At 68.4% G+C, this 20,989-nt stretch carries 21 protein-coding genes; 5 read left to right on the forward strand and 16 right to left on the reverse strand.

The features are described from left to right. Window positions 1–18 precede the first annotated feature (18 nt). The 5 genes from ASG37_RS14960 to ASG37_RS14980 form a co-directional block, all read right to left on the reverse strand. Complete coding sequence (locus ASG37_RS14960; RefSeq protein WP_082448527.1) at window positions 19–750, reverse strand: head GIN domain-containing protein; 732 nt, start codon at window positions 748–750, stop codon at window positions 19–21. 73 nt (window positions 751–823) lie between these two features. After that, window positions 824–1,357, reverse strand: coding sequence for a CarD family transcriptional regulator (locus ASG37_RS14965; RefSeq protein WP_055762049.1), 534 nt, complete (start codon window positions 1,355–1,357; stop codon window positions 824–826). Between the two features lie 245 nt (window positions 1,358–1,602). Then, complete coding sequence (gene fdxA, locus ASG37_RS14970; RefSeq protein WP_055762052.1) at window positions 1,603–1,944, reverse strand: ferredoxin FdxA; 342 nt, start codon at window positions 1,942–1,944, stop codon at window positions 1,603–1,605. Between the two features lie 36 nt (window positions 1,945–1,980). Then, window positions 1,981–2,298 (reverse strand): RNA-binding S4 domain-containing protein, encoded by a 318-nt coding sequence (locus tag ASG37_RS14975; protein WP_055762055.1) that lies wholly within the window; start codon window positions 2,296–2,298, stop codon window positions 1,981–1,983. Further along, entirely contained in the window at window positions 2,298–4,805 is a 2,508-nt protein-coding gene (locus tag ASG37_RS14980) for a helicase-related protein (RefSeq protein WP_055762058.1), read from the reverse strand. Before ASG37_RS14980 ends, ASG37_RS14975 begins: the two co-directional genes overlap by 1 nt. Before the next feature lie 180 nt (window positions 4,806–4,985). Here ASG37_RS14980 and ASG37_RS14985 point away from each other — a divergent pair, with 180 nt between their 5' ends. Next, window positions 4,986–6,434 carry a M23 family metallopeptidase gene (locus ASG37_RS14985; RefSeq protein ID WP_055762061.1) on the forward strand — a complete coding sequence of 483 codons (1,449 nt, stop codon included), beginning with the start codon at window positions 4,986–4,988 and terminating at the stop codon, window positions 6,432–6,434. Between the two features lie 30 nt (window positions 6,435–6,464). Here ASG37_RS14985 and ASG37_RS14990 read toward each other — a convergent pair whose 3' ends face one another. The 11 genes from ASG37_RS14990 to hemE all read right to left on the reverse strand — a co-directional run bounded on the left by ASG37_RS14990 (window position 6,465) and on the right by hemE (window position 17,864). Then, window positions 6,465–8,087 (reverse strand): ATP-binding protein, encoded by a 1,623-nt coding sequence (locus ASG37_RS14990; protein WP_082448529.1) that lies wholly within the window; start codon window positions 8,085–8,087, stop codon window positions 6,465–6,467. 38 nt (window positions 8,088–8,125) lie between these two features. After that, the gene (locus tag ASG37_RS14995; RefSeq protein ID WP_055762064.1) at window positions 8,126–9,049 is read right to left on the reverse strand and encodes a ParB/RepB/Spo0J family partition protein; all 924 of its coding nucleotides are present in this window, start codon (window positions 9,047–9,049) and stop codon (window positions 8,126–8,128) included. Then, complete coding sequence (locus ASG37_RS15000) at window positions 9,046–9,825, reverse strand: ParA family protein (RefSeq protein WP_055762066.1); 780 nt, start codon at window positions 9,823–9,825, stop codon at window positions 9,046–9,048. Before ASG37_RS15000 ends, ASG37_RS14995 begins: the two co-directional genes overlap by 4 nt. Continuing rightward, window positions 9,822–10,442, reverse strand: a complete 621-nt coding sequence (rsmG, locus tag ASG37_RS15005; RefSeq protein WP_055762069.1) for a 16S rRNA (guanine(527)-N(7))-methyltransferase RsmG — start codon at window positions 10,440–10,442, stop codon at window positions 9,822–9,824. Before rsmG ends, ASG37_RS15000 begins: the two co-directional genes overlap by 4 nt. Next, window positions 10,439–12,265, reverse strand: a complete 1,827-nt coding sequence (gene mnmG / locus ASG37_RS15010) for a tRNA uridine-5-carboxymethylaminomethyl(34) synthesis enzyme MnmG (RefSeq protein WP_055762072.1) — start codon at window positions 12,263–12,265, stop codon at window positions 10,439–10,441. Before mnmG ends, rsmG begins: the two co-directional genes overlap by 4 nt. A 26-nt stretch (window positions 12,266–12,291) precedes the next feature. Continuing rightward, window positions 12,292–13,581, reverse strand: coding sequence for a tRNA uridine-5-carboxymethylaminomethyl(34) synthesis GTPase MnmE (gene mnmE / locus ASG37_RS15015; protein ID WP_055762075.1), 1,290 nt, complete (start codon window positions 13,579–13,581; stop codon window positions 12,292–12,294). 1 nt (window position 13,582) lies between these two features. After that, on the reverse strand, window positions 13,583–13,813 hold the full coding sequence (locus ASG37_RS15020) for a DUF6489 family protein (protein WP_055762078.1): 231 nt from the start codon (window positions 13,811–13,813) through the stop codon (window positions 13,583–13,585). 784 nt (window positions 13,814–14,597) lie between these two features. Continuing rightward, on the reverse strand, window positions 14,598–15,854 hold the full coding sequence (gene rho / locus ASG37_RS15025) for a transcription termination factor Rho (protein ID WP_055762081.1): 1,257 nt from the start codon (window positions 15,852–15,854) through the stop codon (window positions 14,598–14,600). 165 nt (window positions 15,855–16,019) lie between these two features. Then, on the reverse strand, window positions 16,020–16,349 hold the full coding sequence (locus ASG37_RS15030; RefSeq protein ID WP_156349228.1) for a hypothetical protein: 330 nt from the start codon (window positions 16,347–16,349) through the stop codon (window positions 16,020–16,022). A gap of 25 nt (window positions 16,350–16,374) precedes the next feature. Continuing rightward, complete coding sequence (locus ASG37_RS15035; RefSeq protein WP_055762087.1) at window positions 16,375–16,830, reverse strand: CopD family protein; 456 nt, start codon at window positions 16,828–16,830, stop codon at window positions 16,375–16,377. Further along, complete coding sequence (hemE, locus tag ASG37_RS15040; protein ID WP_055762090.1) at window positions 16,827–17,864, reverse strand: uroporphyrinogen decarboxylase; 1,038 nt, start codon at window positions 17,862–17,864, stop codon at window positions 16,827–16,829. Before hemE ends, ASG37_RS15035 begins: the two co-directional genes overlap by 4 nt. A 300-nt stretch (window positions 17,865–18,164) precedes the next feature. Here hemE and ASG37_RS15045 point away from each other — a divergent pair, with 300 nt between their 5' ends. Genes ASG37_RS15045 through coaE form a run of 4 tightly spaced genes read left to right on the forward strand, consistent with a single transcriptional unit; the run spans window position 18,165 to window position 20,984 of the window. Beyond that, entirely contained in the window at window positions 18,165–18,983 is an 819-nt protein-coding gene (locus tag ASG37_RS15045; protein ID WP_055762093.1) for a pyruvate, water dikinase regulatory protein, read from the forward strand. Then, window positions 18,980–19,573 (forward strand): Maf family protein, encoded by a 594-nt coding sequence (locus ASG37_RS15050; RefSeq protein WP_082448531.1) that lies wholly within the window; start codon window positions 18,980–18,982, stop codon window positions 19,571–19,573. The genes ASG37_RS15045 and ASG37_RS15050 overlap by 4 nt, the downstream gene beginning before the upstream one ends. Beyond that, on the forward strand, window positions 19,570–20,379 hold the full coding sequence (locus tag ASG37_RS15055; RefSeq protein ID WP_055762095.1) for a shikimate dehydrogenase family protein: 810 nt from the start codon (window positions 19,570–19,572) through the stop codon (window positions 20,377–20,379). The genes ASG37_RS15050 and ASG37_RS15055 overlap by 4 nt, the downstream gene beginning before the upstream one ends. Then, complete coding sequence (gene coaE, locus ASG37_RS15060; protein WP_082448533.1) at window positions 20,376–20,984, forward strand: dephospho-CoA kinase; 609 nt, start codon at window positions 20,376–20,378, stop codon at window positions 20,982–20,984. Before ASG37_RS15055 ends, coaE begins: the two co-directional genes overlap by 4 nt. The last annotated feature ends 5 nt before the right edge of the window (window positions 20,985–20,989 follow it).

The following is a 20,989-nucleotide window of genomic DNA, read 5'->3' on the forward strand; positions in this document are numbered from 1 at the left end:
CGCCGATCGCAAGCGCGATCAGCCGCCGCAGCGCGCCTCGCCCGATCCCGCCTTGCGCACCGTGCAGCGCGCCCGTGCCCCCAGCGTCGCCGATCCCGATCCGGTGAGCGACACCGCCGCCGGACCGTCGACATCGGCCGAGACGTCGCCCGATCCCGCCACCGCGACCGATGCCTGCGATGCCTTGACCTGGCGCGCGTCGATGTCGCCCGATCCGCTGAGCGACAACGCAAGGCTGTCGACCCGGCCGGCGGCGGCGATGGTGCCCGATCCGCGCAGGCCCAGTTGGGCGGTGCGGCCGGTCAGCCGGGCGATGGTCATGTCGCCCGATCCGGTCAGTTGCGCGGTCAGATCCGCCGCGCGATCGACCGACAGGTCGCCCGATCCGCTGAGCGTCGCCGCCTTCAGCGCGGGCAGGGTGACGCGGATCACCGCCGTCCGGTCGCGCCAGTTCCAGCCGGTCTGCGGCTTGCGCGCGATGCGCAGCGTCGTGCCCTTCACCTCGAAGGTCAGCCGGTCGAGCACGGCGGCGTCGCCGCGCGCCTGTACCGCGAAGTCACGGCCGGTGACGACATCGACCCGGTCGGGCCCGGCAAGGTCGACCCCCGAAAAGCCGCGCAGCGCGACGGTGCGCTCGGCGGTTCGGGCAGGTTCGCTGGCCCCGCCATTGCTGCACGCCGCTACCATCAACAGTCCGACCATCGCTGCGCGCATCGCTTCCCCCTGTGTATTGCCGTTACAATACAGCATGGCGTTGACTACGCAACCGCAAAAAGGGCGGCCGTTGCCGACCGCCCCTTTCGCAACCGCAGCCGACCCAAGGTCAGGCGGCGGTCTTTTCCTTGTTATAGATCGCCGCGGCTTCGCGCAGGATCTCGACGATGCGGTCGAGCGCCTTGGGCTCGTCGACCTGCTCCATCGCCGCCAGTTCGCGCGCGAGGCGGCTGGCCGCCGCTTCAAAGATCTGACGCTCGGAATAGCTTTGTTCGGGCTGGTCGTCGGCACGGAACAGGTCGCGGACCACTTCGGCGATCGACACGAGGTCGCCCGAATTGATCTTGGCTTCATATTCCTGGGCACGGCGCGACCACATCGTCCGCTTGACCTTGGGCTTGCCCTTCAGCGTTTCCATCGCCTCGCGCATGGTCTTGTCCGACGACAATTTGCGCATGCCGACGCTTTCGGCCTTGTTGGTCGGAACGCGGAGCGTCATCCGCTCCTTTTCGAAACGCAGAACATAGAGTTCGAGCTGCATGCCAGCGATTTCGCTGCGCTGAAGCTCGATCACACGACCAACGCCGTGTTTGGGGTACACGACATAATCGCCGACATCGAAGGACAATGCCTTGGCAGCCATTGGTAACCTTTCCGTGGTCGTCACCCCGTTCGACGAGCGCAGCATCGGCCACGCGGAACAGCGGGCAGACAGGTCGGCGACGGGGGCGTAAGCTAGAGGTGGCTCTCCGGGCGGGGGCGCTTGGACAAGTGCCGCCGTCGGGCGAGGCTATAGCATCACCGCAACAAAATTACCAGTGGCAAAGCCGAACCGGTTTGGCACGGTCCGGCAGCGCGCTGTTCCACGTGGAACAAGCGCTTGGCCGATCAGTCGCCTGCGCCGGGTTCCGCCGAGAAATGTTCCTCGTACTTTTTCTCGACGCCTTTCCACTTGTCGGCATCGGGCGGGGTCTGATTGTCGTTGCGGGTGACGTTGGGCCATTGCGCGGAGAAGGTCGCGTTCAGCTCCAGCCATTGCTCCAGCCCGGATTCGGTATCGGGCAGGATCGCTTCGGCGGGACATTCGGGCTCGCACACCCCACAGTCGATGCACTCGCTGGGGTTGATGACGAGCATGTTCTCGCCCTCATAGAAGCAGTCGACCGGACACACTTCCACGCAGTCCATGTATTTGCAGCGGATGCAGGCGTCGGTGACGACGTAGGTCATGGGTCGAACAAGCTCCGGGACTATTGCGGTCCCGCGTTATGCCGGGGAACCCGCCCCGTCAACGGGGCTGGACGACCCTGGTTCCAGCAGCGTGTAAAGCGCCTGTACTTCGGACGGGGGACCGCGCCGGACCGGCAGCGCCTCGACCCGCAGCACCCGCACCCGCCCATGAAGCGGAAAGGCGAGGATGTTGCCGACCCGCACCGGGCAATGCGCGCGTTCGATGCGACGGCCGTCGATCCGCAGCATCCCCGCCTCGGCGATCCCCTGCGCCGCGCTGCGGCTTTTGGCGAAGCGGGCGAACCACAGGAACAGGTCGAGGCGGATCGACGGGTCGGCGGCGGTGCGCGGCATCAGCGATCGAACGCCAGCCCGGCGAGCGCGCCAAAGGCATTGCCGGGGCGGGCAACCGGCGGCGCAGCGACGGGAAGCGGAACACGGCGCGGCCCGCCCCAGCGCCACCGGGGCACGGCATCGACCGGGGCGACGGGGCGAAAGCCGAGCAATGTCATCAGCGGGGCAATGGTATCGGGCTTCAACCCGATCGAGGTGGCCAGCGCGACGTCGGGGGTGAAGGGCGCTACACCCTTGCGACTGTCGTGGATGGCGCGCGCGATGCGTTCGAGCAGGTCGACGCGCACCGCCTGCGCACCCAGCCGGCGGAAGCCCCACGCCCCCTGCCCGGCGGCAAGAATGCTCGCGCCGACCGGGGCCAGCGGTTCGATCGGCTGCCCGTCGCGCGCCGCGAGCAGCGCCGCGCGCCAGCGGGCGGCGGCGGGACGGAACAGGCGCGGGTCGAACAGGTCGAGCGTACCGATGGTGATGCCGGCGCGACGCAGCCGGCGACGGTCGTCGGGGTCGAGCGCGTGGGCCATCGTGTCGAACCCGTCGCGCGGGGCGATACCGCCGACCTCGGCCAGCGCGGCGGCGATCGCGCGCAGCGTGCCATTGGCCGCCGGGTCGCGCGACAGCGCGGCGAGTGTGGTGAGCGTCGGCACCTGCCTTGCGCTGCTCGTCGCGACCCATGTGGTCAACCGGTCGCGGACCTGCCCCTGCGTGTCGCGCGACAGGACGGCAAGGCTGCGGTCGAGCGCGATCACCGGTCGGTCGAGCGTCGGCCCCGGCCCCAGCGTCGCGACGGTCAGGCCGTTCCACGTGACGCCCGGCACACCCCCCGGATCGGCGAGCAGCGCCAGCTCGGCATCGGCGGCGACCGCCAGTTCGCCGCCACGTTTGGCGAGTTCCTTCGCCAGCCCTTTCTCGGCGGCGGCGATCAGCAGGCGTTTGTCGGCGACGCGGGTGTCGGGCGACACGTCGAAGCGGAAGCCGGTCAACCGACCGATGTCATGACCATCGACGCTGACCATGCCATCCGGCGCGACGTCGACCGGCAGGTCGGCGGCCCCTGCCCCGATCCGCCGCAGCAGCACCGTCGTCCGCTGATCGACGAACCGCTGTCGCAGGCGATCGTGCAGCACATCGGACAGCTTCTCCTCGACCGCGCGGGTTCGCGCCGCCCAATGCTCGGGATCGAGCAGCCAGTCGGCGCGGTGGGCGATATAGGCCCAGCTTCGCGCGGCGGCGATGCGGCCGGCGATCGTCTCGACATCGCCGTTCATCTGGTCGAGCCGTTGCAGTTCGTCGGCGAACCACTGGTGCGGGATATGCCCCGCCCCTTCGCTCAGATGGCTGAAGATGCGGCCGACGAACCGGCTGTGCGGGTCCGGCCCCAGCTTGCGGAAATCGGGCACGCCGCACGCCGCCCACAGCCGCCGGACCATCATCGGCGAGCGGGTGCGCGCGCGAACCCAGTCCTCCTCGGCCAGCCGCTTGAGCACGATCAGGTCGATCGCCTGCGGCGCGGCGGTCAGCACGGGATGCTGCGGTTTTTCCTCCAGCGAGGCGATGAGCGCGTCGAGGCTGGCAAAATCGGGCTCGCCCCGCCGCCAGTAAAGCCGTTCGAGCGGGGGGATATGATGCCCCTCGATCGCCAGCACTTCCTCGGGCGTAAAGGCGTTCGGCCCTTCCTCGACCAGCGCGCCGAAGCTGCCGTCCTTGTGGTGCCGCCCGGCGCGGCCGGCGATCTGCGCCATTTCGGCGACGGTCAGCCGCCGCTGCCGCCGGCCGTCGAACTTGCGCAGCGAAGCGAAGGCGACATGCGCGACGTCGAGGTTCAGCCCCATGCCGATCGCGTCGGTGGCGATCAGATAATCGACCTCGCCCGACTGGAACATCTGCACCTGCGCGTTGCGGGTACGTGGACTCAGCGCGCCCATCACCACCGCCGCGCCACCGCGCATCCGGCGGATCGCCTCGGCGACCGCATAGACTTCCTCGGCGGAGAAGGCGACGATCGCCGAGCGACGCGGCAGGCGCGACAGCTTGCGCGCGCCGGCGTAGCTGAGCGTCGAGAAGCGCGGCCGGGTGATGATCTCCGCATCCTTCACCAGCGCGCGGACCATGGGTTTGAGCGCATCGGAGCCGAGGATCATCGTCTCCTCGCGCCCGCGCGCGCGCAGCAGCCGGTCGGTGAACACATGGCCGCGTTCGGGATCGGCGCCCAGTTGCGCCTCGTCCAGCGCGACGAACGCCGTCTCGCGCTCCAGCGGCATCGATTCGGCGGTGCAGAGGAACCACCGCGCCTTGGGCGGCACGATCCGTTCCTCGCCAGTGACGAGCGCGACATTCTCGACGCCCTTCATCGCGACGACGCGGTCGTAATTCTCCCGCGCCAGCAGCCGCAGCGGAAAGCCGATCATGCCCGAGGCATGGCCACACATCCGCTCGATCGCGAGATAGGTCTTGCCGGTATTGGTCGGCCCCAGCACCGCAGTGACCGGGCTACGCGCGAACTGACTCATCACCAGTAACATCGGGTCTGCCGGGCGCGCATGCAACGGCTTTCGCGTGCTTTCCCTTTGCCGCTTCGTCGCCACCGCCGGTCGCGATGCGGGGCCCGGTTCATTTGACTTTAAACCATTGCCTTCACAGGAGGAGCATCGGGCCGGGACGGGCGGCCACAGCATGGGATTGGGGCCGGCGTGTTCCTGCGCAACGAAGACGGACTGGAACTGGCCGGCGGCACCAGCGCGCTGCGCTTCGGCCGTGCGCCGATCATGGCCGCGCCGCGCGTCGTCGCCGATTGGCGCGCGGCGGCCGAACGCACCGACTGGACCCCCGATCTCGGCGCGGCGATCGGATCGCGCGACTGGTGGCGCGGGCTTGCCACCTGCACCGCGCTGTGCGGCGCGGTCTGGATGCTGGCCCCGTCACTAAACCAGCCGATCTGGAGCGCAGTCCCCGCCCCGCTGAGCGACACCGCGCTCGACGAGGCCCGGACATTGTCGTTCGGGGCAAGCGCATTGGGCGCGACCAGCGGGATGCGGATTGCGCCGACCGCGCGGGTCCGGCCGCTGGACAATACGCCCGAACGGCCGACGCTTGAGGCGACCGCGACGCTGGGCAGCGGCCTTGCCGGTGCGCTCGAACGATCGGGCGTGGGCGCGGGCGAGGCGCGGCAGGTTGCGGCACTGGTCGCCGGCCGCGTCGACCCGGGCGAACTGTCGCCGGGCACCCGGCTCGACATCACGCTCGGACGGCGCGACAGCCTGGCGCAGCCGCGTCCGCTCGAACGGCTGGCATTCCGCGCGCGGTTCGATCTGGCGCTGGACGTGGTGCGCGAGGGCGGCGTGCTGCACCTCGATGCGCGGCCGATCGCGATCGATCATCGGCCGCTTCGGATTCAGGGGCGGGTCGGCACCAGCCTCTACCGCGCGGCGCGTGCTGCCGGCGCCCCGGTCCGCGCGGTCGAAAGCTATATCAAATCGGTCTCCGGCCTCGTCCCGATGGGCCAGTTGGGACAGGACGACCGTTTCGACCTGATCGTCGAACAGGCGCGCGCCGCCACCGGCGAGGTGCAGTTGGGCGATTTGCTATACGCCGGGCTGTCGGGGCGGCGCAGCGTGAAGCTGGTCCGCTGGCAGGATGGCGCGCGGACCGAATGGCTCGACCCCGCCGGCGTCGGCGAGCGCAAGGGGGCGATGACGTGGCCGGTGGCGGCGCGCGTCTCGTCCAACTTCGGCTGGCGGGTGCATCCGGTCCTCGGCTTCCGCCGGCTGCACAAGGGCATGGATTTCGCCGCCGCCTATGGCTCGCCGATCCGCGCAACCACCGATGGCGTGGTGGCGACGGCGGGGCGACACGGCGGCTATGGCAATTTCGTCAAGCTGCTCCACGGCGGCGACCTCGCCACCGGCTATGGCCATATGAGCCGCATCGTCGTGCGGCCGGGGATGCGCGTGTCGCAGGGGCAGGTGATCGGCTATGTCGGGTCGACCGGCCTGTCGACCGGGCCGCACCTGCATTATGAATTGTGGCGGCGCGGCGTGCCGATCGATCCGCGTGGCGTGGCGTTCGCGACGGTGCAGCGGCTGTCGGGCGAGGAACTGGCGCGCTTCCGGCGGACGGTCGCGCAGTTGATGGCGCTCTGATCCGTTTCACGTGAAGGCCGGGGTGGCGTGCTATCGCCCCTGCGCGCGCCATCGGCGGATAGTGCGTTCGACGATCGCATCCTCGTCGCCCGTCTCGCGCCACAATGTCGTGAACGACGGATCGGCCGAGGCCGGCCGCAGATGCGGTTCGAGGTCGTCGAACAGAATGCGGATCGGCGTCGCCACCCCCTCCCCAACCGCGATGCACTCGCGGTTGCGCAGCGCCGGAATCGCATCGAGGAAGCCGCGCGCCCCCTCGGGCATCGCCGCGCGGACGAATGCCTGATCGCGTTCGTTGTTGAGCCGCATCGCGAGGATCGTTCCGCACTGCGACAGCACGCCTTCGGCCAGATCGGACGGGCGCTGGGTGATGAGCCCCAGCGAGACGCCGTATTTGCGCCCTTCCTTGGCGATGCGGTTGAGGATGTGCGCGACCGACGATCCCTCGGCGTTGCGTTCGTTAGGGACGTAGCGATGCGCCTCCTCGCACACCAGCAGGATCGGGCGACGCGGCTCGTCGCGCGACCACAGCGCATAGTCGAACACGAGGCGGGCGAGCACCGACACGACGACCGAAGTGACTTCGGACGGCATGCCCGACACGTCGACGATCGACACCGGTCGCCCGTCGGCGGGCAGGCGAAACACCCGCTTCAGGAACGCCGCCATCGTATCGGCGACGAGCAACCCCGAGAACATGAAGCCATAGCGCGGATCGGCGCGAATCTCCTCGATCCGCCCCTTGATGCGCAGATAGGGCGCGGTGTCGCCCGCGCGGTTCATCTTGCCCATGTCCTGTTGCAGGATCTGGAGCAGGTCGGACAACAGATAGGGGATCGGCGAGTCGACCGTCAGCCGGCCGATGTCCTGCGCCAACCGGTGCCTGGCGCGGGCGGCGAGCAGGCAGCGGCCGAGAATATCGGCATCGACCTGCCGTTCGGGGCCGCTGCTGGTCAGGAAGATCTCGCCATGTTCGCGCAGGTCGAGCAGCCAATAGGGCAGTTGCAGGTTGCTCGCGTCGAGCCGCATCCCGCGCTCGCCGAACGCGGCGGCATATTCGCCGTGCGGGTCGACCATCACGATATGCGCCTGCGGATTGGCTTCGCAGATGCGGTGGAGGATCAGCGCCGCCGAAGTCGACTTGCCGGTGCCGGTCGAACCGAGCAGCGCGAAATGCTTGCCGAGCATCGCATCGACGTTGAGCATCGCCCGCACGTCGCGCGCGGGATGGACATGGCCGACCGCGACATGGCCCTGATGATCGGCGGCATACAGGCGGCGCAGATCGGTGGTCGTCACCGGATGGACCGGAGTGCCCGGCAGCGGAAAGCGGGTGACGCCACGACGGAACGCGCCGATCTCCCCGGACAGGTCATCGCCCTCGCCCATGAAATCGACCTTGGCGACCAGCGCGTCGTCACGCTCGGCAAGCCGCAGCGCGCGGATGCTAGCGATGATCCAGCGCTGGCCGACGCGCATCTTCACCTGCGCACCGATCTGGCCACCGGCCGCCGTGACCGGATCACCCTCCCCCGCCAGCGCATGGATCGCCGGCAGATCGAGCAGCAACTGGCTCGCCGAACCGGCGACGTCGAGCACCGCGCCGATGACCGGCGGGTGGCTGGCGGGATCAGGTTCGGAACGCGGCTCCATCCCCGCGTATTGCAATACGCAGGGTTAAGAATTGCGTATCAGATACCTTCGCCGGTCAGCCGCTGACAGACGAGGTCGAGCTGTCCCAGCGTCGAATAGCCGATGGTGATCGCGCCGCCCTTGTCGCCATGGACGATCGATACCTTGAGGCCCAGCACATCGCCCAACTGGCGTTCGAGCGCGCGCAGATCGGCATCGATCGAGCCGTCGTCGGCCGCCAGCGGATCGCGTGGCGGGCGGGGTTTGGCCGGTTCGTCATTCCCCTTGGCCCCGCGCGCGAGCTTCTCGACCTCGCGCACCGACAGGCCCTTGGCGACGATGCGTTGGGCAATATCCTCGGCCTCAGGCACGTTGATGAGCGCACGGGCGTGGCCCATGCTGATCCGCTGGTCGCCGAGCATGTCCTGGATCGATCGCGGCAATTCGAGCAGCCGCAGCAGATTGGCGATGTGGCTGCGCGATTTGGCGACCAGATTGGCGAGCACTTCCTGGGTATGGCCGAATTCGTCGATCAGCCGGCGATAGCCCTCGGCCTCCTCGATCGCGGTCAGATCGCGCCGCTGGATATTCTCGACCAGCGCGATTTCCATCGTCTCGGCATCGCTCAGGTCGCGGACGACGACCGGCACCTCGTGCAGCCGGGCGCGCTGCGCCGCGCGCCAGCGGCGTTCGCCCGCGACGATCTCATAGCCCTTGCCATGCGGGCGGACCACGATCGGCTGGATGATCCCGCGCGCGGCGATCGATTCCGCCAGTTCGTTCAATGCAGCTTCGTCGAAGAAGCGGCGCGGCTGCCCGGCCATCGGCGTCAGCGCGGTGATCGGCAATTGCCGGACGCCCGCCGCCGGGGTGGTGCCGCTGCGGCCCGCCGCGCCGTCGCCGTCATTGTCGCCGAACAGCGAACTGAGGCCGCGACCAAGGCCGCCGGCGCGGGGGCGACGCGGGGTCTGGGTATCGTTCATGCCGCTTCCGCCAGTACCGGCAGGCGGGCGATGACTTCACGGGCGAGCGCGATATACGCCTCCGATCCGGCGCAGCGATAATCATAGATCAGCGCGGGCATGCCGTGGCTCGGCGCTTCGGACAGGCGGACGTTGCGCGGGATCACCGTGTCGAACACGACCTTGCCCAGCACCGCGCGGACGTCGTCGCTGACCTGATCGGTCAGGCGGTTGCGCCGGTCGTACATCGTCAGCACGACGCCGAGGATCGACAGGCCGGGGTTGAAGCGGCCGCGGATGCGCTCGACGGTGCTAAGCAACTGGCTCAACCCCTCCAGCGCGAAGAACTCGCATTGCAGCGGCACCAGCAGCGCATGGCTGGCGACCATCGCATTGACGGTCAGCAGCCCGAGCGACGGCGGGCAGTCGATCAGGATCACGTCCCAGCGCCCGCCGCTCGCCTCCACCACCCGGTCGAGCCGGTGGGTCCGCGCCTCAAACTCGATCAGCTCGATCTCGGCACCCGACAGGTCGACCGTGGCCGGCACGATCGACAGGCGCGGCACCTTGGTCGGGATCACCGCTTCGTTGAGCATCATGTCGCCGACCAACAGATCATAGGTCGAGAATTGCCGGTCGTTGCGGCCGATGCCAAGCCCGGTCGAGGCATTGCCCTGCGGATCGAGGTCGAGGATCAGCACTTCGAGGCCGGTCGCGGCCAGGGCGGTGCCGACGTTGATCGCGGTGGTGGTCTTGCCGACGCCCCCCTTCTGGTTGGCGATCGCGATGCAAATCATGCCTTCTGCACTCCGGTGGCGACCACGATCGACGACGTCGGATCGGTGATGCTGTGTTCCACGTGAAACGTTCCGCGCCATTCCGCCCGGGCTTCGGCAAGCTCGTCGGCGGCGGCGCGGCCCTTGGGCAAGACCCATAGCGTATCGCGGTTCGCATGCCCAAGGCCGATTGCGAACAACGCGGACAATCGCGCAACCGCCCGCGCGGTGATGATCGCCGCCGGCCGATCGGCAGAGAGCCGCTCGATCCGCGCCTGATGGACGACAACGTTGGCGAGGCCAAGGTCGCGGGCCATCTCGCCCAGCAGCGCCGCGCGGCGTGCGCGCGGTTCGACCAGCACGACCCGGCGATCGGTAAGGATCGCGGCGACGATGCCGGGGAAGCCCGCGCCCGATCCGATATCGATCCAGTCCCCCACCCCGGCCCCATCGGTCAGCGGGACCAGTTGCGCAGAATCGAGCAGATGGCGTTCCCAGATGTGCGGGATGGTCGAGGTGGCGATCAGATTCTGCCCGGCGGTTTCGGCAACGATGCGCCCGGCGAAGGCGGCCAGTGTCGCCATCCGATCCGCGCCGAACCGCGCGGCGATCCACGCGCGGGCGTCGTCCTCGCTCATGCCGCGATCCTCTGGCCACGATGGTGGAGCAGGATCGCGACCAGCGCGGCCGGCGTCACGCCCTGCACCCGGCTGGCGGCGGCGAGCGTCTCGGGCTGGGCCGTGGTCAGGCGTTCGATCATCTCGTTCGACAGACCCGGCACGCGCCCGAACGGGAAGTCGCGCGGCAGGACGACATGATCCTCGCGCGCCGCGGCCAGTTCGGCCGACTGGCGTTCGAGATAGGGAGCGTAGCGCGCATCCTCGATCAGTTCGCCCAGCACATCGTCCTGTTCGGCGATGCCGAGATGCGCCGGGGTGACACCATGGACCAGCAGCCAGCCGGTGCCGCTGCGCTGATCGGTCCCGCCAACCGGGGCGCCGGCCGCCTGCAACGCGGCGGCACCATAGCGCCGGTCGAGCCGGGTCTGGAGCACGGCGCGACGATCGGCACGGTCGCGGTTGTAGGCCAGTCGCTCGGCCGACAGCAGTCCGGCCTGTTCGGCCAATCCGCCAAGCCGGGTCGTCGCGTTGTCCGACCGCAGGCGCAGACGATATTCGGCGCGCGCGGTCATCATGCGATAGGGTTCGGACACGCCCTGCAAGACGAGGTCGTCGATCATCACCCCGATGTAGCTCGACGCGCGATCGAGGATCAGCGGATCGAGGCCCAACGCCTGCGCGGCGGCATTGGCCCCGGCGACCAGCCCCTGCCCGCCCGCTTCCTCATAGCCGGTGGTGCCGTTGATCTGCCCGGCGAAATACAGCCCGGCCAGCGCGCGCAACCCCAGCGTCGCATCGAGCGCGCGCGGATCGATATAGTCATACTCGACGGCATAGCCCGGCGTTTCGATCACCACCGCTTCCAGCCCGGCGACGCTGCGCAGCATCGCCACCTGCACGTCGGTCGGCAGCGAGGTCGACACGCCGTTGGGATAGACGAGGTGGGTGTCGAGCCCTTCGGGTTCGAGGAAGATCTGATGCCCGTCGCGGTCGCCGAAGCGGTGAACCTTGTCCTCGATCGACGGACAATAGCGCGGCCCCCGCCCCTCGATCGACCCGGAGAACAGCGGCGAGCGATCGAGCCCGGCGCGAATGATGTCGTGCGTCTCGGCCGTCGTCCGGGCGATGGCGCAGGCGAGTTGCGGCAACCGCTTCGCCGGATCGCTCAGCGGCGACATCGTCCAGACATCGGCGTCGGACGGCTGTTCGGGCAGCGCCGCCCAGTCGATCGTCCGCCCGTCGAGCCGGGGCGGCGTGCCCGTCTTGAGCCGGGCGATCGGCAGCGACAGGTCGCGCAACTGTTGCCCAAGCCGGGTCGCGGCACGCTCACCGATGCGCCCGCCGACCGATCGCTCGTCGCCGCGAAACATCGTCCCGCCGAGGAACGTGCCGGTCGCCAGCACGACCGCGCGCGCCGCGATCACCGTGCCATCGGCGAGTTCAATCCCGGTCACGCGGTCGCCGGCAACAGTCAGCGCGACACTGTCCCCGCCGATGATCGCGAGGTTGGGATGGGCGAGCAGCGTCTTGACTGCGGCGGCATAACGCACCCGGTCGGCCTGAATGCGCGGCCCCTGCACCGCCGCGCCTTTCGACCGATTCAGCATGCGATGGTGAATCGCCGCAGCATCCGACGCCTGCGCCATCAGCCCGCCGAGCGCATCGATCTCGCGGACGATATGGCCCTTGCCCAGACCGCCGATCGCCGGATTGCACGACATCGCCCCGATCCGGTCGGGCATGAAATCAATGAGCGCGGTTCGTGCCCCACGCCGCGCGGCCGCTGCCGCCGCTTCGGTGCCAGCATGGCCGCCACCGACGATCACTACGTCAAAAGTCATGCTATCTCGTCGTTCCACGTGGAACATCATTTCCCGATACAGAAGCGCCCGAACAGTGCGTCGAGCATTGCCTCGGTCGCCTGTTGTCCTGTCAATGCTGCAAAGCCGTTAAGAACATAGCGCAGTTCCTCGGCGATCAACAGCGGGTCGCGCTGGGCCGCCGCACGGTGCAACGCGGCCGCAGCGTGCGCGGCATGCGATGCCTGCCGCCGGTTGAGCGCGAGGTCGTCGATCGCGGGAAGCAGCGCGCGTGCGGTATCGGCGAGTGCGGTCCACAACGCATCGATCCCCTCGCCGCTATGCGCAGAGACGGCAAGCCGCCCCGCCCCGCCCGGCCGGTCGGGCAGGTCGGCGCGCGGGCACAGCGCGATGACATGGGCGTGGTCGGGCGGCGTATCGTCGCCGAGCCACACCAGAATATCCGCTGCCGCGATCGACCGGGCAGCACGGTCGATGCCGATCGCCTCGATCGCGTCGTCGGTCGCCTCGCGCAGCCCGGCGGTGTCGAGGAACAGCCACGCGATGCCGCCGCGCGTCACCGGCGTTTCGATCACGTCGCGCGTCGTCCCCGCGATCGGCGAGACGATCGCCGCCTCGCGCCCGATCAGCGTGTTGAGCAAGGTCGACTTGCCGGCATTGGGCGGCCCGGCCAGCACGACGCGGATGCCGTCGCGCAACCGTTCGACCGGCGGCGCGGCGAGGACGGTATCGATCGCGCGGGCAAGGTCGGCGGCATCGTGGCGAACACCGTCGATCACCGCGTCACCGGCATCGACATCATCCTCGTCGCCATGATCGAGGACTGCCTCGACCGTCGCCGACAGACCGGTCGCGGTCGCGGTCCAGTCGGCGACCTCCCGCCGCAGCCGACCGCCGCTGGTGTCGATCGCGACACGCCGCTGTGCTTCGGTTTCGGCCGACAACAGATCGGCAAGCCCCTCGGCTTCGGTCAGGTCGATCCGGCCATGCGCCAGCGCGCGGCGGGTGAACTCGCCGGGGAGCGCCGCGCGCAATCCCGGTTGCGCGGCCAGCACCCGCTCGACCGCGTCGACCACCGCGCGTCCGCCGTGCAGGTGCAGCTCGACCAGATCCTCGCCGGTCGCGGTCGCCGGACCGGGAAACACCAGCACCAGCGCCTGGTCGAGCAGCCGGCCATCGCCGGGATCGCGCAGGTCGCGCACCCCGGCGCGGCGCGGCGGTGGGAGCTTGCCCGCCAAGACGCCGGCGGCGGCGATCGCGCTCCCCCCCGATAGTCGCAGCACCGCGATCGCGGCGGGCGGGCGGCCGCTCGATACCGCGAAGATCGTGGTCGTCATGTCACCCGCCGCGCGCGGCGCTCTCGAACATCTTGCGCCAGAAATTGATGCCCGCCTCGCCCATCGGCGCCCAGCTCCGCATCATCTGGTCGAGCATCTCGGGGCTGGCGCCCTTCTCCATCGTGTCGGTCAGCATGCCGATGTAACGGTCATGGACCGGCGTGAAATCGGGCAGCCCCATCGCGCGCCGTGCTTCCTCGGGCGTGCAGTCGACGGTGAGGTTGATCTTCATGGGGTCCCCCGGATTTCGTGTTCGGGAGTATGAATAGGGGCGAACGCGGCGGAATGCGAGGATGCCACGCTTTCGGTCGGGGAAGTACCGGCATTGTGGGCGGACGCGGGCGAAGCCCACGTCGTCGGTCGGGGCGTTGCCCCGCCGGCCGGCCGCATTCGACTCCTGCGACAGCATGTCGCTGGGCGAACGCGGCGGAATGCGAGAACGCCCGCACTTCCGGTCGAGGAAGTACGGGCGTCATGGAATGGATCGACCTTCAGCCGATGCCATGGCCTTTCACCGTTCCCGCGCAGGCGGGAACCCATGGACGCAGCGGGTTTGGCTCGATCCCTGACGTCGGCGTGTATGAATCCCCGCCTACGTGGGGATGACGAAGGGGTTTCGAGGGCAGATTCCCCTGCCGAGGTTGAATGTCGATCCCGCCTGGGGGGACGTGGGCGAAGCCCGTATCGTCGGTCGGGGCCTCTGCCTCGTATTTCGGTCGGGGAAGTACGGACGTCATGGCATGGATCGACCCTCAGCCGATGCCATGCCTCCTCATCGTTCCTGCGCAGGTGGGAACCCATAATCGCAACGGGTCCGGCTCGATCACCGGCGTCGGCGTCTATCGGTCCCCGCCTGCGCGGGGTGACGCGAGGGATTTGACGGCAATTCCCCCCGCCGACGGTAAATGTCGATCCCGCCTGGGCGGCACGCGGGCGAAGCCCGCGTCGTCGGTCGAGGCTTTACCTCGCCGGCCGGCCGCGTTTGTGATCCGCGCCAGCATGGCGCGGTCCAAACGCTACTGGTTCATGCTGTCGAAGAAGTCCTCGTTGGTCTTCGAATTCTTCATCTTGTCGAGCAGGAACTCCATCGCGTCGACGGTGCCCATCTGCATCAGGATACGGCGCAGCACCCACATCTTGGAGAGCTTGGTCTTGTCGACCAGCAGCTCTTCCTTGCGCGTGCCCGACTTGCCGACGTCGAGCGCCGGGAAGACGCGCTTGTCCGCCACCTTGCGGTCGAGGACGATTTCCGAGTTGCCGGTGCCCTTGAACTCTTCGAAGATCACTTCGTCCATGCGGCTGCCGGTATCGATCAGCGCGGTGGCGATGATCGACAGCGAGCCGCCCTCCTCGATGTTGCGCGCCGCGCCGAAGAAGCGCTTGGGCCGCTGCAACGCATTGGCATCGACGCCGCCGGTCAGCACCTTGCCCGACGAAGGCACGACGGTGTTATAGGCGCGGCCGAGACGGGTGATCGAATCGAGCAGGATCACGACGTCACGCTTGTGCTCGACGAGGCGCTTGGCCTTTTCAATCACCATTTCCGCCACCTGGACGTGGCGCTGCGCCGGCTCGTCGAAGGTCGAGGAGACGACCTCACCCTTCACGCTGCGCTGCATGTCGGTGACTTCTTCGGGCCGCTCGTCGATCAGCAGGACGATCAGGAACACCTCGGGGTGATTGTCGGTGATCGCCTTCGCCATGTTCTGCAACATGACGGTCTTGCCGACGCGCGGCGGCGCGACGATCAGCGTGCGCTGGCCCTTGCCCTGCGGACTGACGATGTCGATGACCCGCGCCGACTTGTCCTTGATCGTCGGATCGAGCTGATCCAGCGTCAGCTTCGATTCGGGATAGAGCGGGGTCAGATTGTCGAAATTGACGCGGTGGCGCACCGCATCGGGATCGTCGAAATTGACCGACACCAGCTTGGTCAGCGCGAAATAGCGTTCGCCGTCCTTGGGCGCGCGGACCTCGCCCTCTACCGTGTCGCCGGTGCGCAGCCCGTGTTTGCGGACCTGGTTGGGCGAGATGTAGATGTCGTCGGGGCCGGCGAGATAATTCGCCTCGGGGCTGCGCAGGAAGCCGAAGCCGTCCTGAAGCACCTCGATCGTGCCGACGCCCATGATCTGCTCGCCGTTTTCGGCGCGCGCCTTCAGGATCGCGAACATCAGATCCTGTTTGCGCATCGTCGACGCGCCTTCGACCCCCAGTTCCTCGGCCATCGAGACGAGGTCGGCGGGGGCATGTTTCTTGAGGTCTTTGAGGTGCATCGGAAGCGAGGTCCAGATCAGCGGTAGAAGGGCAAGGTCGGCAGCGAGGCGGACACGAGCGGCTGGGACGGGCGCACCGAGGACCGGGCACCGTTGGACGGGAAGTAGGTCCGGCGGCGAATCAAGTCAAGCGGCGGTCGCGGGCCGGCACCCCCAAACCGACGTTCAGCGCGCTTCCCTGACCACTCCCGCGTTGGGGGTGAGCGCCTCGAACACATCGGACCGGACGACCAACTCGCCGATACATCCCATGCGGACGCGGTCGATCTCTTCCTGTGGCAGCGTTTTCTTCCGCGCCTTCGTCACAGCCGTGGCGATGTCGGTGTCCGGCGCGGCACCGTCGATCCGGCCGACGAAATACAGGATGCTGGTGGAAATCGATACGCGCTCGATATCGAGTTTCGCCAGTTCGAGCGCGTCCGTCAGCACGGCGAGACAGCGGATATCGTCGGCGACCCGATCGGGTGGTGCGACCGGTTGCGCCGCCATCAACATCCACGCCAGCATGGCATCCTCCCCCTCAGAACGGCTTCACCACCGCCAGCACCACCGCCGCGATCGCCGCCAGGGCGGGCAGTTCGTTGGCGAGGCGCAACTGGCGCGGGGTCAGTGTCGGCCGCCCCGCCGCCAGCTTCTTGGCATAGCCGACCGCCCAGCCGTGATAGCCGGTGAGCAGCACCACGACGAGCAGCTTGGCATGGAGCCAGCCCAACCCCGCCCCGCCGTCGAACAGCCCGACATTGGCGGCAAGCACCAGTCCCAGCGTCCAGACGATGACCATCGCCGGGGTCAGGATCATCCGCCGCAGCAGCGCCTCGCGTTTGATCCAGCGCGGCGGCTCGGCCGGGTCGGCGAGGCCCTCCTGATGATGCACCATATAGCGCGGCAGCATGAACAGTCCCGCCATCCAGAAGATGACGAACACGACATGCGCCGCCTTCACCCAGAGATAGGCACCGCCGAGGAACCCGCTCATCCGCGCACCCGGCCCACGAGGCGTTCGACATGCGCGATCGGCGTATCCTGCTGGATACCGTGGCCGAGGTTGAAGACATGCGGGCGCTCGGGGAAGGCGGCAAGCACCCGGTCGACTCCGGCGTCGAGTGCCTCGCCCCCGGCGATCAGCAGCAACGGGTCGAGATTGCCCTGCACCGGCAGGCCGTCGGGGAGCACATCGTTCGCCCAGACCGGATCGACCGTTTCGTCGAGGCCGATCGCATCGACTCCCGTCTCGCGGGCATAGGCGGCGAGCTTGCCCCCTGCGCCCTTCGGAAAGCCGATCACCGGCACGCCGGGGCGCGCCGCATGGAGTTTGGCGGCAAGCCGCGCGGTGGGGGCGATCACCCACGCCTCGAACTGCTGCGGCGACAGGCTGCCCGCCCAGCTATCGAACAACTGCACCGCCTCGACTCCGGCATCGATCTGGCCGAGCAGATAGGTGAAGGTCGCGTCCTCGATGGCGGCGATCAGCGCGCCGAACGCCGCCGGGTCGGCATGGGCGAGACGGCGAGTGGCAGCCTGTTCCTTCGATCCCTGTCCCGCGACCATATAGGTAGCGACGGTCCACGGCGATCCGGCGAAGCCGAGGAAGGTGACGTCCGGCGGTAGCATCGCCGCCACCTGCCGCACCGTTTCATACACCGGGTCGAGCCGTTCGGGTGCGCGGGTCAGCGCATCCACCGCCGCATCGACCAGCGGTGGGGCGAGCCGTGGCCCCTCCCCCGCCTCGAACCACAGATCCTGTCCCAGCGCGTGCGGGATGACGAGGATGTCGCTGAACAGGATCGCCCCGTCGAAGCCGAACCGGCGCAGCGGCTGCACCGTCACCTCGGCGGCGGCGGCGCTGTCGTGGACGAGCTGGAGGAAACCGCCCTTCTTGGCCCGGAGCGCGCGATATTCGGGAAGATACCGCCCGGCCTGCCGCATGAGCCACAGCGGGGGACGTACCTGTCGCTTGCCGAGCAGGGTCGAGAGGAGCGGTTTGGGGGAAATCGGAACGGACAGCGTCATGCCTCCACTACAGAGATAGGAATCTAGAAAGGTGGTTGAAGTGGTTGGGCGGTGGACAACGGGGCTTATGGTGGATTGCCCACAATGCCAACAGATTGACTCATCGCTGAATCGCGCAAAGCCCGCGATTCCGGTTTCATGATTCACATTATCCACAGCCTGTGGATAACTTTTGGCCCTGTGTCGGGTTTGTGGATCGCCTGTGGATAACTTCCGACTTATCCACAGCTTCCCGAGGGGCCCGGGTTACGCTAGCGGTTTCCCCCGCGTTATCCACAGGCTTGTCCACACGGGGTCCCCATGCGCCTGCACCTCCATCTCCTGTCCGATTCCACCGGTGAGACGCTGGAGAACATTGCCAAGGCCGCGCTCGCCCAGTTCGACGATGTCGAGACGATGCGCCATTTCTGGCCGATGGTGCGCTCCGAGACGCATCTGGAGCGGATCCTCGCGGAGATCGCGGTCAATCCGGGACTGGTGCTCTACACGCTGGTCAATCCCGCCATCCGTCGGATGCTGGAGGCGCGCTGCGCCGCACTGGGCCTGCCGATCGTCGCGCCGATGGATGCGGTCAGCACCGCGCTCTCCAGCCTGCTGGGACAGGAGGCGAAGGCGCGGCCGGGGCGCCAGCACAGCCTCGACGCCGCCTATTTCGCCCGGGTCGATGCGATCCAGTGGACCATCGCCCATGATGACGGCATCGCGTCGGAGGATTGGGAGGAGGCCGACATCGTGCTGGCCGGCGTGTCGCGATCGTCCAAGACGCCGACCTCGATCTATCTCGCCAATCGCGGCTACAAGACCGCCAATATCCCGGTCGTGGTCGAAAGCCCGCCGCCACGCATCCTGTTCGGGTTGAAGAACCCGCTGGTGGTCGGGCTGACGACCAGCGCCGACCGGCTGATCGCGATCCGGCGCAACCGGCTGCTGTCGCTCAACCAGATGCCCGACACCGATTATGTCGAGCAGGATGCGGTGACGCGCGAACTGTCCTTTGCACGGCGGATGTTCGCCGATAACGGCTGGCCGGTGATCGACGTCACCCGCCGCTCGATCGAGGAGACGGCGGCGGCGATCATCACGCTGTGCAACGACCGCCGGATGGAGAAACCCGCTTGATCGTCCTCGCCTCGCAAAGCGCCGCCCGCCGCTCGATGCTGAGCGCGGCCGGCATTCCGCACGATGCGATCCCCAGCGGACTGGACGAGGATGCGGCCAAGGCCGCGCTCGCCGCCGAGGCACTCAAACCCCGCGACCTTGCCGATGCGCTGGCGGAGATGAAGGCGCTGCGCTGCGCCACGCGGGTGCCCGGCACGATCGTGCTGGGATCGGATTCGGTCGTGGCGCTGGCCGACGGGACGGTGCTCGACAAGCCGCTCGACCGCGCCGATGCTGCGCAGCATTTGCGCAAGCTGGCCGGCGGGCGGCACGACCTGTTCAGCGCCGCCGTCATCGTCGAGGGCGGCCGGCCGGTGTGGCGGCATGTCGGCCATGCGAAGCTGACCGTGCGGCCGATGAGCGATGCCTTCATCGATTCCTATCTCGACGCCGAATGGCCGGCGATCGCCGGCTGCGTCGGCTGTTTCCGTATCGAGGGGGCAGGCGTGCAGTTGTTCGACCGGATCGACGGCGATCACTGGACGATCCTGGGGCTCCCGCTGCTCGAACTGATGCGCTTCTTGCGCCAACGGGGAATGCTGCCGTCATGACACCCTATGCCGAGGTGATCGGTGATCCGATCGCCCAGTCCAAATCGCCGCTGATCCATGGCTTCTGGCTGAACCAACTGGGCATCGACGCCGGTTATCGCGCGACCCACGTCCCGCCCGAGAAGCTCGGCGAGTATTTCGCCGAACGCCGCACCGATCCGGCATGGCGCGGCTGCAACGTCACCGTGCCGCACAAGCTCGCCGCGCTCGACCATGTCGCCGATCCGGGCGACGTGCGCGGATCGATCGGCGCGATCAATACCGTGTTCCGGGGTGACGGCGGCGACTGGATCGGCACCAATACCGATGCGGCGGGTTTCCACGCGCCGATCGCCGGGCTGGACCTGACGGCTAAGCCAGTGGTGGTGATCGGTGCCGGTGGTGCTGCGCGTGCGATCCTGTTCGCGCTGTCGAAGCTCGGCGTCGGGCGGGTGACGATCCTCAACCGCAACGTGCTCAAGGCCGCCGGGCTGCTCGCGACCTTTGGGCTGAAGGGCGACGCGCTGCCGCTGACCGCGCCGCTGCCGGCGGCGAAACTGCTGGTCAACGCCAGCACGCTCGGCATGACCGGCCAGCCGCCGTTGACGATCGATCTGACCCCCCTGCCCGACGATGCCGTCGTCTATGACGCGGTCTATGCGCCGATCGAGACGCCGCTTTTGGCGCAGGCGCATGATCGCGGGCTCGATACCGTCGACGGCCTCGAAATGCTGGTCGGACAGGCGGCGCTGGCGTTCGAGCTGTTCTTCGGGGCTGCGCCGCCGCGCGACCGCGACGATGAACTGCGGGCGGCGCTGTTGAAGTGAGCGGGTGGGGTCCGTTCGTCCTTGGCCTGACCGGATCGATCGGCATGGGCAAGTCGACCGTCGCGGCGATGTTTCGCGACGCGGGCGTGCCGGTGTTCGACGCCGATGCGACCGTCCACGAGCTGCAGGGGCCGGGCGGCGAACTGCTCCCCGCGATCGAGGCGGCGTTTCCCGGCACCACCGGTCCGGGCGGCGTCGACCGCGCGGCGTTGCGTGCCGCGATCTTCGGCGACGCCGACCAGCGGCGACAGCTCGAATCGATCGTCCACCCGGCGGTCGCCGAAGCGCGGCAAGCGTTCCTGCGCGATCACGCCGCCGCACCACTGGTCGTGCTCGACGTCCCATTGCTGTTCGAGACGGGGGGCAAGCGATATTGCGACGCGGTGGCGGTGGTGTCGGCCGACGAGTCGGTTCAGCGCGCCCGCGTCCTCGCCCGGCCGGGCATGACGCAGGCGACCTTCGCCGCGATTCGCGCCAGCCAGATGTCTGACGCCGAAAAACGGGCGCGTGCGACCCATATGATCGATACCGGCACGACGCTGGACGCAACCCGGGCGCAGGTCGCCGCGCTCGTCGCTTGCATGGGGGCGGGGGAAGGCGGATAAGGTGC

The organism is Sphingomonas sp. Leaf407 (assembly GCF_001425385.1).
GTDB lineage: Bacteria > Pseudomonadota > Alphaproteobacteria > Sphingomonadales > Sphingomonadaceae > Sphingomonas.

Bases quoted from the DNA above. Each gene is read 5' to 3' on its own strand.
- ASG37_RS14960 (WP_082448527.1), bottom strand. From the start codon at position 750: ATGCTGTATTGTAACGGCAATACACAGGGGGAAGCGATGCGCGCAGCG.
- ASG37_RS14965 (WP_055762049.1), bottom strand. From the start codon at position 1,357: ATGGCTGCCAAGGCATTGTCCTTCGATGTCGGCGATTATGTCGTGTAC.
- fdxA (WP_055762052.1), bottom strand. From the start codon at position 1,944: ATGACCTACGTCGTCACCGACGCCTGCATCCGCTGCAAATACATGGAC.
- ASG37_RS14975 (WP_055762055.1), bottom strand. From the start codon at position 2,298: ATGCCGCGCACCGCCGCCGACCCGTCGATCCGCCTCGACCTGTTCCTG.
- ASG37_RS14980 (WP_055762058.1), bottom strand. From the start codon at position 4,805: ATGAGTCAGTTCGCGCGTAGCCCGGTCACTGCGGTGCTGGGGCCGACC.
- ASG37_RS14990 (WP_082448529.1), bottom strand. From the start codon at position 8,087: ATGGAGCCGCGTTCCGAACCTGATCCCGCCAGCCACCCGCCGGTCATC.
- ASG37_RS14995 (WP_055762064.1), bottom strand. From the start codon at position 9,049: ATGAACGATACCCAGACCCCGCGTCGCCCCCGCGCCGGCGGCCTTGGT.
- ASG37_RS15000 (WP_055762066.1), bottom strand. From the start codon at position 9,825: ATGATTTGCATCGCGATCGCCAACCAGAAGGGGGGCGTCGGCAAGACC.
- rsmG (WP_055762069.1), bottom strand. From the start codon at position 10,442: ATGAGCGAGGACGACGCCCGCGCGTGGATCGCCGCGCGGTTCGGCGCG.
- mnmG (WP_055762072.1), bottom strand. From the start codon at position 12,265: ATGACTTTTGACGTAGTGATCGTCGGTGGCGGCCATGCTGGCACCGAA.
- mnmE (WP_055762075.1), bottom strand. From the start codon at position 13,581: ATGACGACCACGATCTTCGCGGTATCGAGCGGCCGCCCGCCCGCCGCG.
- ASG37_RS15020 (WP_055762078.1), bottom strand. From the start codon at position 13,813: ATGAAGATCAACCTCACCGTCGACTGCACGCCCGAGGAAGCACGGCGC.
- rho (WP_055762081.1), bottom strand. From the start codon at position 15,854: ATGCACCTCAAAGACCTCAAGAAACATGCCCCCGCCGACCTCGTCTCG.
- ASG37_RS15030 (WP_156349228.1), bottom strand. From the start codon at position 16,349: ATGTTGATGGCGGCGCAACCGGTCGCACCACCCGATCGGGTCGCCGAC.
- ASG37_RS15035 (WP_055762087.1), bottom strand. From the start codon at position 16,830: ATGAGCGGGTTCCTCGGCGGTGCCTATCTCTGGGTGAAGGCGGCGCAT.
- hemE (WP_055762090.1), bottom strand. From the start codon at position 17,864: ATGACGCTGTCCGTTCCGATTTCCCCCAAACCGCTCCTCTCGACCCTG.
- ASG37_RS15045 (WP_055762093.1), top strand. From the start codon at position 18,165: ATGCGCCTGCACCTCCATCTCCTGTCCGATTCCACCGGTGAGACGCTG.
- ASG37_RS15055 (WP_055762095.1), top strand. From the start codon at position 19,570: ATGACACCCTATGCCGAGGTGATCGGTGATCCGATCGCCCAGTCCAAA.